This is a genomic window from Paenibacillus sp. FSL M7-0802, assembly GCF_038004945.1.
Taxonomy (GTDB): Bacteria; Bacillota; Bacilli; order Paenibacillales; family Paenibacillaceae; genus Paenibacillus; species Paenibacillus polymyxa_B.
In genome coordinates this window covers 188,064-199,914 of sequence record NZ_JBBOSD010000001.1, presented here as the reverse complement: position 1 = coordinate 199,914, position 11,851 = coordinate 188,064, and the positions used below count along the sequence as shown (strand labels likewise).

The window sequence follows — 11,851 nt, the reverse complement described above, 5'->3', positions numbered from 1 at the left end:
TTATTATATTTGCGTATTAATTGAAGAATCCCTTGCGGTACAACACAGTAATTAACCGATAAAAGTCATAACTGCCGCCAGAAGTCGTATCTACAGCACCAGCATTTTTAGCAGCGACACATGCTTCTGAAGCCCATGTTGGAATAGTATCCATTTGTAAGTTGACTGTTAATTCTTTTACTTGTGCTTGTAGTGCTTCAAATGCTACTTTTTCTTCTTTTGTCATAGGTTGATCTTCCTCACTTACTGTGGTTTTATTTTTATTTTTTAATTGATCTAACTCTGCTTGAATCTGAGGTAGAAAGTTTTTCTTCGCTGCTGCGACTGTATTACCGTCACCCCAAAATGCAGTACCCGGACATGTCTTACTTGATTCACCGGGAGTATAATCTGTCAGTCGTGTACCCCCATACGTAAACCATGCGTGATAGACTATATGATTTGTATCAATAAATAGATTAAACTTTTCAGCTAGACAGGCATAAACATGAACAATGGCGTTCTTTTGATTGTTGGTCATAATGTCATTGCCTTTGTCGAAGTAACCAATGATCTCAATACAAATGGCTCCACTGTTGGCATTACGAATCCCAGCAGGTGTTTTATTTAGGTTTCTGTCTAATGAAATAGCTACTTTTCCATCTTCAAATATGGTTATATTTTGACCTGTCCCAGACCATCCCTCACTTAAATGATATCTTCTCATTCCTTCAAGACACTCAAAATGATCTTGTTGAGCAACACCATTAACCATTCTGCGCGTTTTATAATTAGGCGAGGCTGTATGATGGACTTGAAGACGGTCAATGTTTCGAGTAACGGCTTGTTTGCTTAGCCATTCACGGAACTCATCCCGATCCATGAGTAAAAAGTTACCTAGTTGAATCATTTGAATCATTCCCTTCTGAGATGTCGTTGTCTTCCATAAACTCTTTTTTCTTCTTTTTAACTAAAATTAGAAACCAAGCCATATCTGTATGTCCTGCATCAATTAAGTTTTCGGCAATACTTTGTGTCTCTCTAAAAAACATGAATCCATAACAAATCGAAGTAATTGCGATAGCTATTTGTGGTAGAAACTCAGTGAATCTCATAAAAAGACCACAACAAATCATAACCATCAAAACACTTACAAGCTTTTTCTTTGTTCCTCTCCACATGGATTCAGAGGATATCTTTCTTGTTATAATTGCATTTCGAAAACCACCATTTTGCATTGAAATAGCATAATATTTCGTAGCTATATCTAAAATAAGTGCAACAAAGAGGCCAACAGTGGGAGCCACATATGCTTCATTGGGGAAAAGTAAATACGAAACAATGGTTGAAATAAACACAAAAACAGGTCTAACATACTCGACTGACTTATAGGCATACTCATAAGCACCAGTCATTATTTCTAAAAATTCATTCTCTTTCATTGGTTAAACCTACTTTTCAATAATATAAAAGACTCCTCATTAGAAGAGTCTTCGTAAAATGTCTCTTTTATAAAATGTACCAATACACACCAGATGAACGTCCCTTAACTATAATGAAGCTACTTAAGTCACTTACATCTCTTTTTCTGATCTGTGCTACAGCATTTAAATCATTTGTTCTCGCCAACCTTGGATACAGGAAGCCGCCCAAATCTGGTCTACTAATCATCACTTCAGATTCAATATTGTGAACATTCTTGATATCTACAATTGAATCCAAGTCACTCTTCTGGCGAATATCAATGGTTGCCTCTAAGTATTCACGATTCTTTACATATAGAGTACCGTCAACATCGTAAAAGATCTTAACCTCAATCCATGATCCCAAGTCTGGACGTGAAACAATTACATTAGCATCGCAATAATCAAAGAAAGGCACTTGAACAAATGAATCTAAATCATTGTTTCCAATAGCTCTGACAACAACACTACTACCCAAATCTGGTTTAGTTACAATTAAGCTGCTATCAATATCTGAAAATCTTACGCCTTGAATCATTACAGTGGATTCAATATCACTATTTATACGCTTATACTTAGACACCGTTAAACTTGCATTCATTTCTGGTCTAGATACAGTAATGAAGCTATCGATTGCAGATTCTCTTCTGTATGCTACGGTAAGTTCACTTTCAAGGCTCATGTTAGGATCAACTGTTAACCTTGCTCCTAAATCAGGTCTAGATATCATCATCGATGAGTCGGGAGCAGATGTTCCAAAGTTGGCAACACTAATAGATGCAGATAGGTCATTATCTTTGCGATATACAACTTTTAGTGAACTGTTTATGTCTGGTCTGGAGATTGCCAATGTTGAGTCGGTATCATGCTGCATAAAGTCTTTGTACTTGTGGACATATAAAGAAGCAGGGAGATAGTTAAACCCAAAATTACTTTTAACCGTAAGACTACCCGTCACTTCTTTTCTTCCTGCACCATAGACGAATAGAGTAGAATTTAAATCCCCTCGTCCAAAACTGTAGTTCTGTGACGTAATATATTTAAGCTGGAGAATAGGAGGTTTAAGTGATTCTCTTGTATTAAAATAGGTTGGATGTGAACTTTCCGATTTAATTATCAATCCGTAGTTGATTAGCGATTCATCCTGCCAACGTTTGACCAAATCAAACGCGTCAAATTCAATGTATCTGCTTGTCCTATTAACTGTGTAGGAATCTAATAATAATTCTGTTCCATATGGCTTGTTGGCATATGTAATACCATACTCTCTCCACAATGTATTGGGCTGATATACCTTAATGTCTGTATCATCGGCAAAGTTTCCACTATAGTAGAGACGCAATTTAGCTTCTTCGAGCTTATTTAAGTCAGGAACTACAACTTTCAGATCACCGAAATTAATGAAAGATTCAAACTGCTCAGTGTCTGATTGCCCAATCATCATGGATTGCGTATCGCCGTAGTTTACTGTTTGTAAATCTGAACGACTTCGTGTTGTGGCATCTTCGATAGGGTTTAGATCTTTGGTGACTCTAGGAGCTTCCATTAACTCAAACTTACCCAATAATCGATTATGTGGTCTGACTTCTAGTGTTCCAGCTAGATAGTTGACAGAGGTTGATTCCAATACTGAATTAATATCAGTATTACCTCTATATTTGATATCTAATTGACTGCTAACGTCTGCTGATCGCTGAACACGTATAGTAATCGTTGCATCTACAGTTGTTTCCCTGCGATAAGCAACCAGCATTTCCGAATTTACTTCAGATGCTTCCTGCCGATAGAGTACAAACTTACCCTCCATACGATTGGAGGGCGATTTTATAAATATTTCACCGCCTAAATCATTATATGTATCCAAATAGTCACTTCCTAACACCGCATTGTATTGCGATTATACCGCTGCTTTGTTTGAGTTAATCTTAAGTTCGAATATACCGTTGGGTACTGGTTTGGCTTCAATATCTGCAACAATCCTAACATAAAATTCCTGCGTCTCTAGTGGTTTAGTTAACCCGTATGTAATATAATCTGTTGCTAAAAATGGGGATTGTGCACGTGATAGTTCCACAGTTACACCTTCAGGCAACTTTTCTTTATTTACCTCAAGCAACAAATTGTCGATAAAATATCCCAATTGATTTTTGATTACAACTTTTTGATCAAGTGTAGTTTGACCTGCAAAAATCATACCAAAATCCAAGTACTTGAGGATTCCTCCAAATGTATCGGATAGATACTCTCCAGACTCATCCATAAACATTAGCCCTGTGTATGTTCCTGCAAAGGTTGTTTGCCAGTAATCTGTGTTGCCCCAATAATCCTTAAACTCTACACGAAGCTTGTTGTCTTTATCAAAGAACATATCTCGTTCGGATACATTGAGATTGATATCAACAGGTGATGGTGCTAAACGAGTAAATGAACCATCATTCGGGAAGTAGGGGAGATCGTTCAGTAATACACGGTATTGTACTTTACCCTTATCTTCGTCATTAATTTGTCCAAGAATCTTACCGCTGTTAAACGTAATTTGGATTGTCGCTTCAGTATTGAGAACATAAAAAGATAAGTTCTGAAATTTAGTGTCATCAACGTTTGATTTGATGACCAGTTGAGTGGCATCAATTTTTGTTGGGTTCAGTGATTCTTGTTTTTTGTCTTCTATGCAATATCCAAATCTAACTTTGTCACCTTGATTCTTAAAACTGCTTTCAACTAGCTGAGAGACTTCTTGGTATGACATTGCTTGCTTACTAATAGTGCTCATATTATCTACACTTACTTCATTCCATTTTCCATTACGATAAGCCTTCCAAGATTGTCCTGAATCAAATGAAAGTAAAAACTTTGCATTATTACTAGCGTTCTTGATTATAGTAATCGCCTGAAGAGATCCGGGTAGAGTGAAGTCGTTAGATTGCTTAATGAATTGACTGACGGGTAAAGCACCCAGTGAAAGCTTAAGTGGGTTATTTGATTCATCTGTCCACGTGACAACTTCAAAATTATTATGGATATCATCTAATGGGGAATAATTAGCATTATACTCTATAGAGGCTGCTGTCTTAGTTAATTCATCGGTGTAGTAGAGGACATCAACATTGTCACCAAGTTCGTCGTAAAGGATAAAAGATTCAGTTTCTAGTGAGATGGACGATTCGGTCTGTAGTGTATCATCTGTATATTCAACAATATTAATCTCTTTATCTTGCCATTCCTCAGCAAAAGTAAATGGGGTAGTCTCAATAATGAATTGAGTAGACGTTGTAGAAGGATCGTCTGAGTAATAACATAGTTCAACATCTCCTTGAAGTTGTTGCCAAGCTGATTCAGGAATAATTGAAACATCAATCATACCTTTGGTAATATAATCGCTTTCCGATGGAGATGTTCCAGAAATACTAACTTCAATAAAGTTAGAACCATCATAGACTTTATATTTGCTGTCATTGTAAACCATGCATCGCTTATCAAATACAACACCAAACATTTCAATCTCATAAATAAACAAATAATAAGTGTGTCCATTGTTTTGTGTTACATTTACTCGATAACTTGTAAATCGTTTATCATTGGAGATTGAATACTCTCTCGTCGTGACTGATCCCCATCCAGCCGAAGCCCAATCAGTCTGATTGATCTGTGTATCTAGCACAATCCAATTAGTACCATCATTTGAGCCTTCGAACGTCCAATTCTTTGGAGCTAATCTACCGTCTTCGCCCCCAGCTTTAATAGTATACTTTTTTATTATCTGCGAAGATGGAAATTCATAATAAATTCTTGCACTAATTACACCCCTAGAAGTAGACCAGTAAGTATTAGCTTTTCCATCAAATGCACACCACCCATCTGTAGAAGTGTTCTCAACAGAAGTGGCACTCACTTTTCCGCTTGGAGCGGTATTTGAGGTCATTGCTGGAATCAAATTCTTTAAGTACATAGGCTTCCTCCTTTCTGTTACGTGATAGACACATTTTTAATAGTATTTTTTTCACTAATGGAATGCTTAAAAACCTTTCCTGAGCCAACTGAACTATTTTTCGTTGTTTTTATAAGTATGTGACTATGCTTTTTTTCTAAGTCAATCTCATCTTCCTTGACGAAACCATAAGTCGAATAATCGTTTTCTTCAAGGGTCGGAGTAATGATTACTGGAGTGTGATCGTAGAATTGTACTGCATTGAATTGAATCCAATCGCGAACACTGGTCGCTTTTGTCGTCTCCAGCTTGTAGTAGTAATAGGGTGAAGCTTTCGGAACGATGTAAGATTGTACTGTAGTCATATTGACAGGAATGTTACTCCTTGTGTCTAGTGTGACCCACGAAACCCCATCATTTGAGGCCATCAATTTAAAATCTATTAATCCAACTAAAAATTCATATCTTTTTACTGTTGCGGGTGTGTTGAATTTATATCCCACATAGGCAGGTGCACCGACAGATGGAACGAAATTCGTTGTGTAAACTGTACTCTTATCCCCATCAAATGCAAACCAATTAGATGTATATGCACCTGAGCTAATGACAGACCCATTGCTGCCAGTAGCAGATGTGAGTATTGGAATTAACGGTAGCGAAGGGATTGCCCCATAAGCAATTTCATCTTTTAATATCAAAAACTTATCTACTTTTTCCCACGCATAGGGCAGATACCCTGTAGGCGGCGTATATTTAAAAGTTGATGCTCCAAAATTAGCGGTCATTACAGTAGCATCACCACTACTTTGTCCAGAAGAAACAAAAGGATATACTGCTCCCATAGTGAGAATATTAGTATGTGAAACGCCTTGGGTGATTCCATTTTTCCAAAATTCTAAGTTTCCGTTATCTAAATCAAGCAATACGGATATAGTGTCAGTTGAAATATATTTGGCTCCATAAGTTACCCATTCAGGACTTTTCCTACCATCCACATAATAACCACGTACATATGTAGAGCTAGTATCATTCGAGTTCAAATTAGAATAATCATTTAATATGCCGATAAGAGGGTTGCCAAAAGTGCCTGAGAAACTTATCTCCCAATACCATTTTCCGCTGGTTTTACCTACAGAACACCTTGCCTTAGCTGAAGAACTTGGCGTAGTTGCTGACAGGTTTCCATTGGAAAGGACTGTGGTGGAACCCTTATTAATTGAATCCCAAGTAATCATTGAATTGATTGCCATGATAACATCCTTTCTATTTGAATATAATCTTACCTACCCTTTTTTCGTTTAGATCTGCTTTGTGTTTAAAAACTTTACCCAGCCCAAAAGCTGCACTCGAACTCTGAATATCCGTATACCTATTTAAACGACTGCTGAGGTTTAATGCACTGTCAAAATTCATTCCGTATTTTTGAAATGAGGATTCATTATTATCAGTCATTGCAATTAGACTAGGGATACTCAACAACTCAAACATTTTTAACTCCCCAACACTGGTGTAATCTGTAGCGCCATTATTTGCTGTCCAATTGATTCTATAAGCCGTAAACGCCTTAATATTATCAATTTCAAAAACCTTGTCAGTTATAGGAGTATTCCAAGTTTGCTTAGATCGCCTATCAAGGACTTCCCATGTGCCATCAAGTCCATTAGTACTGTTATTTGAACCTTCAAATGTCCAATTCCTAGGTAAACGCTTAAAGCTAGTTAGAGTCCCATTTCGAACGACATATTTAGCAATGATTTTAGGTGCTGTGAATTTATAACCTAAAAACCCAACCCCACCTGAACTATTAGTTGAACAATAGCCTTCATTTTCGTCAATTTGGTTGAAAGCGAGATACGCTTCATTTGTGCCATATGCACCTTTTGAAAAGGCCAATCCAGACGGTGCGGCGTTGTTTGTCATCTTAGGGATGATTGTTGTATCGGAAATTTTACTTGGAGTAGTAGAATAAAACCTTTTATTCGATGAAAGTATTACTTTAATATACTTCATACTTCCCCAAGCAAATTCGCCGTTGTATACGCCGTTCGTAGTTGTTTGAGTAGTTGGATTATAGTCAGCATCAAAAGTAGTAACTATGTTTCCAACATCAGACGTGAAATTATTTGCTATTGCACAATTAATAAAGTCGCCTTGCGTTGTACGAGTATTAACATCTCTGTCTGAAAAGGTTGGAAGAATACAACAATTAACATATTCTAATTTTATAATGGTTGCGCCATTCGAATTGCCTGAATACATCAAATAGCTGGTAGGAGAATAAGGTGTTTTATCCCAAACGCAGTTTTTAAATGATAAATTTATCGTAGTTCCATCAAATAAATACTCAAATATTCGTGCATCGCCAGCACTGTTTTGTTTTTGAATAATTAGACCAATTATTCTATTTAACTTTTTCATAGCTATAGTTCCACCTGAAATACTAGTTAGGTTCAATATTACTCGTTTGGATTTATCTCTAAGAGTAATGGTGGCAATGGTTATTTCATAAGTTACATTAAATATTGCCGAAAGTTTAGTCTCTGTATAAACTCCTTCTTTTATAATATAAATCAAGGTATTATCCATAGTTACAGATGAAACGGCTTTACTTATTGTTTTAAATGGTGAAGCAACAGAGCCATTATTTATGTCATTGCCCGTTGTACCATCCACATATAAAACCTTTGCGAATGAATCAATAAAACTACCAAAACTGGCCATTTTTTATCACCACTTTCTCTATAAAATCGTTATTTTATTATGATGCTTGTAATGTCGAAGTACTTCTTCAGGTCAATTGTAGATTTAAATACTTTACCTGATACCAATGTCCCATCGTCGCTCATGGGTTGAGAAATTGTTTTGACACTACGATCCAATACACTTAAATCATCTATACCCTTTGTTATAAAGTTGTCTTTAGTGGGGGAGGATGTAGTTACTGTTTGCCATGCTCCATTTAGATAGGTCTTATACATTCCGTTGTCATTAATTAAATGTTTTTGCATTACGTAAAATCCTCCTAACTTTGAACACTTGATAGAGAGTCAATTTTCTTCCAAATAGACTTATCAATTGTTACTCTATGTAGTTGCCCATCTTCAGTCCAAGCCGAGTCCTTGACATAATCTAATATGTAGCTTCGTTTCATCTCCAAATAGTCTTGAGAAGTATTCAAAAATGCATTGTCGTAGTGATTGTCATTGAAGTCATCAACAGTGAAGATTAGATTCTCAGTGGGAGAGCTAAACAATTCAATCTTAATACGTGCATATGTATTTGTAGGTGATTGGACAGAACCATCAGTACCAACTTCAACATAGGGAGACCATTCGGTGCCATCAATAGATGATTGGGTAGATATCTTAAATGTTGAAGTTGTTCCACTAACAATTGTATTTTTTACAACCTTTTCAAAGGCTTTGATCTTGTCGGCAATGTAAATTATCTCAGATTGCCAAGAACCATTTGAAGCATAAACTATCTTACCCGTATCACTTTTCTGTAGTTCTACTAGCTGAAGCTTACCGTCTTTATAAATTGTGTTTTCGTATTTACCTTTTGTTAAATCTATAGGTATGCCAATCTCAGTTATAGCCATCTATCTCAACTCCCAATGAATGTTACCACTCATGTTGGCTTTAAGTGGAGCATGTATTTCTTCTGAAACAATCCCATTGCAACGGATAATGATCTTACCGTCCAAGTCTTTATTGGATGTAATTTTAATTTGAAAAAATGTAGTATTTCTCAATGGAATAGAACAGATACATTGGAAATTTATATTTACACCCTCCAAAAGCATTTCTTTTTTATAGCCGATATTATACTGCTCAATTTGACTATCAAATCTTCCGTATTCTTCTCTCAAAAGCAAATTAGCATCGCTTGAAGCATTCTTATATTGAATAATATCGTTATAGAGAAAAGTCCTCCCCGTTAACGGATATTCTTCTTCTTCAGTTTTATAGGAGATCATAAAACGATAACCGTTAACATTGAAGATGCCATTGGCTACATCGAAGTAGATCTGAGTTCCTTCTCCGATATACCCAAAAGCAAGCAACTTATTTTTTTCGATAGAGGCAAATTCATTATGTTTGTTGTTGCGTGTATCGTATTCAAGAAGAGATGTAGAATCCCAGTAGTCCGCAACCCAGATAAAATTTTGAAAGGGAATGGGAGAACGGTTATATTGCATGTTGCCTAGAATCATATGTAACCTCCCTAAAAATAGAAATAGACAGGGACATTATCCCTGCCTAGATGATTGATATAAATTTACTGTATTTTATACATAGCGATATGAAACACGTATCTTAAAGCTTTGTTTGCCACTTGAAGCATCCAAAGGTACAGCACATTGTAGTGTAACAGTTACATAATTACCTGCCGCATCTAATGGTGTACCGTTATTGGCTACACCAAGAATCTCTTTTGCTCCCGGCTTAAATGGTGTAGGATAAACTGTCCCATCCCAATTTTTTGTTGTACTTCCTGTTGTTCCAATGGGTTTGGACGCGATTTTGCCGATCTTTGAACTATCTTGATCAAGGTCAGTTTCATTCAGGGTGTCTACCTGAGCATGAAACCAACTATTTTTTACTACTTCTACTACATTGCCAACTGTATCACCTGTACCACCTGTCATGTCACGGGTGGTTATAGTACAGTCTTCCATTTTTGCTACATCGACTTTCCCTGTGCCTTTTGTAGCGTCATATCTGTTATTCCAAATATTAAAAGTAAAAGGTGAAGATTTTGTATCTGCATCTATCACACCGAAATCTTGTGTGATAATTTCGGCTGCATGCGTTGAATTTCGATATTCTATCACGGGTTGTAATGCCATTATGTATCACTCCTAAGTTCTAACTGTTATTGTTACTGTTAAATTCTGAATATTAATTCCATTCTTAATTGTGTTGACTCTGAACATATCTCCTGCGTTTACTGTCTTCGTTTTGACTTCTAATGTCTTGTCATCGAAATGCTTTAGTGCTTCAAAGTGAATCTTTTTATTCAAGATACTAGTCCAAGTATTTAAATCTCTTGATTTTTCAATATCTAGTTCTGTTTCTGTATCGCCCTCTACACCTAAATAAGCCTTGATTTCAACGATCTCACCATTAAAAGGAAAGGCTGCTAATCCAAATGGTTCTACAAATACATAAGAATCTTTGCATAAGACAATAACTCGATCTTGTACTTCTAATGGAATGTCATTTACCTTTTCAAGCAACGCTACCGTCATTAACCCATCCTTATCCTTGCTAACTGGCTGAAGATTGTCTCCAAACAGGTCAATTGCTATCCAGCGATTACCATCATAGCGATATCGAATACCATCTTTTGTGGTTTGAACTGTCCAACCAAGTTCAGGGTGAGGGTAAGTAGCGGTCAATTCTTGCATGTCTCTAACATAAGGTTTGAATGCAAGTCTTGTAGTATTGTATGCATCTATTGCATTGTTAGCTGCACTATTAGCTAAGTCTGCTGCTTGATTGGCATTGTCTGCTGCTTTTTCTGCTGTGCTTGTTGCTATTTGAGATTGCTTGATTATTTCTTCAAGTCTGCCAATTGCTAATTGAGTGTCGTTTAATCGTTGATATGCTTCATCTACAATATCTTGTAGAGTCTTCACAATGTCTGGATGACGTTGAATCATAGCATAGATACGTGATGCAGGTTGCATAACTAAGCCTTTGCCCATATAACGACAAAGTTTAGTTGTACCTTCAAGGGAAGGGTGGACTTGAATTGCTCCAGTTTGATATTGTACAAGGAATTCATTTTCATTCAGATAGGGTCGATTCTCAAATACTTGTTGACTAATTTCAGTCATACCTGCAATTGATACACCATGAGCAGATGAGGGGAGTTCAAGTAGTGTGATTAAACCATTGAGTACAGGTAAAGAGTCTGCACGATTAACAAAAGGATCTTCTGGTGTACCCTTGCGAGTAATCATTATAACTGGGTCATTTAATTCTAGATAAGTATGTAACTCTGGCAAAAATATTTCACCTCCTAACTTGATATATTTATCTTATCGTTTCCCGTTTCTATGTTCGTGTCTGTGTCTAGCATGGTTTTCACAGATGAACCAATTAAAGCAACAGCTTTACCATTATAAAAAACTTTTGCGCTACCTCCCGAAACTTCGCCTACGCCAGAACCCGATCTACCAGGAGTAACAGAAGTAATACTACCTCTTGGGGCAGAGGGGGAAGGATTAGCTTTCCAGTTTTCCTCCGTTTTGTCTCCTACCGTAGCCACAGAAACACCATTTAAATAGATTTGATTAGCACAAACAACTTTTCCCGTTACATCAGCATCAGTTGATCCACTACCAGTTTTAGTATGATAATCTCCATCATTATCTTTTTCACGCCACTCATATCTAAACTTAACATAGTCATTTTTTGTTGATAGATTTATTTCTGAACCATTCAAAGCTACACCAGCCATATATCCTCCT

The 11,851-nt window shown here is 36.6% G+C and carries 12 protein-coding genes; all 12 read right to left on the bottom strand.

What is annotated here, in order from left to right; all coding sequences use genetic code 11:
• Positions 1–16 precede the first annotated feature (16 nt).
• The 12 genes from MHB54_RS01215 to MHB54_RS01160 all read right to left on the bottom strand — a co-directional run bounded on the left by MHB54_RS01215 (position 17) and on the right by MHB54_RS01160 (position 11,841).
• Complete coding sequence (locus MHB54_RS01215; protein WP_340981345.1) at positions 17–889, bottom strand: peptidoglycan recognition protein family protein; 873 nt, start codon at positions 887–889, stop codon at positions 17–19.
• A complete protein-coding gene (locus MHB54_RS01210) occupies positions 873–1,421 on the bottom strand; it encodes a phage holin family protein (RefSeq protein ID WP_310168633.1) in 549 nt (182 codons plus the stop codon). Before MHB54_RS01210 ends, MHB54_RS01215 begins: the two co-directional genes overlap by 17 nt.
• 67 nt (positions 1,422–1,488) lie before the next feature.
• Positions 1,489–3,306: a DNRLRE domain-containing protein gene (locus MHB54_RS01205; RefSeq protein ID WP_340981343.1), complete on the bottom strand. Its 1,818-nt coding sequence runs from the start codon at positions 3,304–3,306 to the stop codon at positions 1,489–1,491.
• A 33-nt stretch (positions 3,307–3,339) separates the two neighbouring features.
• Entirely contained in the window at positions 3,340–5,391 is a 2,052-nt protein-coding gene (locus MHB54_RS01200) for a discoidin domain-containing protein (protein WP_340981342.1), read from the bottom strand.
• A gap of 17 nt (positions 5,392–5,408) precedes the next feature.
• The gene (locus MHB54_RS01195) at positions 5,409–6,620 is read right to left on the bottom strand and encodes an SPRY domain-containing protein (RefSeq protein WP_340981341.1); all 1,212 of its coding nucleotides are present in this window, start codon (positions 6,618–6,620) and stop codon (positions 5,409–5,411) included.
• Between the two features lie 13 nt (positions 6,621–6,633).
• The gene (locus MHB54_RS01190; RefSeq protein ID WP_340981340.1) at positions 6,634–8,091 is read right to left on the bottom strand and encodes a hypothetical protein; all 1,458 of its coding nucleotides are present in this window, start codon (positions 8,089–8,091) and stop codon (positions 6,634–6,636) included.
• A gap of 29 nt (positions 8,092–8,120) precedes the next feature.
• Positions 8,121–8,378, bottom strand: a complete 258-nt coding sequence (locus MHB54_RS01185) for a hypothetical protein (RefSeq protein ID WP_068940853.1) — start codon at positions 8,376–8,378, stop codon at positions 8,121–8,123.
• Positions 8,379–8,392: 14 nt separating this feature from the next.
• Complete coding sequence (locus tag MHB54_RS01180) at positions 8,393–8,971, bottom strand: hypothetical protein (RefSeq protein ID WP_340981339.1); 579 nt, start codon at positions 8,969–8,971, stop codon at positions 8,393–8,395.
• On the bottom strand, positions 8,972–9,586 hold the full coding sequence (locus MHB54_RS01175) for a hypothetical protein (RefSeq protein ID WP_340981338.1): 615 nt from the start codon (positions 9,584–9,586) through the stop codon (positions 8,972–8,974).
• A 75-nt stretch (positions 9,587–9,661) separates the two neighbouring features.
• Positions 9,662–10,222, bottom strand: a complete 561-nt coding sequence (locus tag MHB54_RS01170; protein WP_340981337.1) for a hypothetical protein — start codon at positions 10,220–10,222, stop codon at positions 9,662–9,664.
• Between the two features lie 12 nt (positions 10,223–10,234).
• Positions 10,235–11,386 carry a hypothetical protein gene (locus tag MHB54_RS01165; RefSeq protein WP_340981336.1) on the bottom strand — a complete coding sequence of 384 codons (1,152 nt, stop codon included), beginning with the start codon at positions 11,384–11,386 and terminating at the stop codon, positions 10,235–10,237.
• A 14-nt stretch (positions 11,387–11,400) separates the two neighbouring features.
• On the bottom strand, positions 11,401–11,841 hold the full coding sequence (locus MHB54_RS01160; RefSeq protein ID WP_340981335.1) for a hypothetical protein: 441 nt from the start codon (positions 11,839–11,841) through the stop codon (positions 11,401–11,403).
• Positions 11,842–11,851 lie beyond the last annotated feature (10 nt).

Coding starts and splice junctions, on each gene's coding strand:
- MHB54_RS01175 (WP_340981338.1), bottom strand. CDS start 9,586: ATGATTCTAGGCAACATGCAATATAACCGTTCTCCCATTCCCTTTCAA.
- MHB54_RS01190 (WP_340981340.1), bottom strand. CDS start 8,091: ATGGCCAGTTTTGGTAGTTTTATTGATTCATTCGCAAAGGTTTTATAT.
- MHB54_RS01180 (WP_340981339.1), bottom strand. CDS start 8,971: ATGGCTATAACTGAGATTGGCATACCTATAGATTTAACAAAAGGTAAA.
- MHB54_RS01210 (WP_310168633.1), bottom strand. CDS start 1,421: ATGAAAGAGAATGAATTTTTAGAAATAATGACTGGTGCTTATGAGTAT.
- MHB54_RS01215 (WP_340981345.1), bottom strand. CDS start 889: ATGATTCAACTAGGTAACTTTTTACTCATGGATCGGGATGAGTTCCGT.
- MHB54_RS01185 (WP_068940853.1), bottom strand. CDS start 8,378: ATGCAAAAACATTTAATTAATGACAACGGAATGTATAAGACCTATCTA.
- MHB54_RS01170 (WP_340981337.1), bottom strand. CDS start 10,222: ATGGCATTACAACCCGTGATAGAATATCGAAATTCAACGCATGCAGCC.
- MHB54_RS01195 (WP_340981341.1), bottom strand. CDS start 6,620: ATGGCAATCAATTCAATGATTACTTGGGATTCAATTAATAAGGGTTCC.
- MHB54_RS01200 (WP_340981342.1), bottom strand. CDS start 5,391: ATGTACTTAAAGAATTTGATTCCAGCAATGACCTCAAATACCGCTCCA.
- MHB54_RS01160 (WP_340981335.1), bottom strand. CDS start 11,841: ATGGCTGGTGTAGCTTTGAATGGTTCAGAAATAAATCTATCAACAAAA.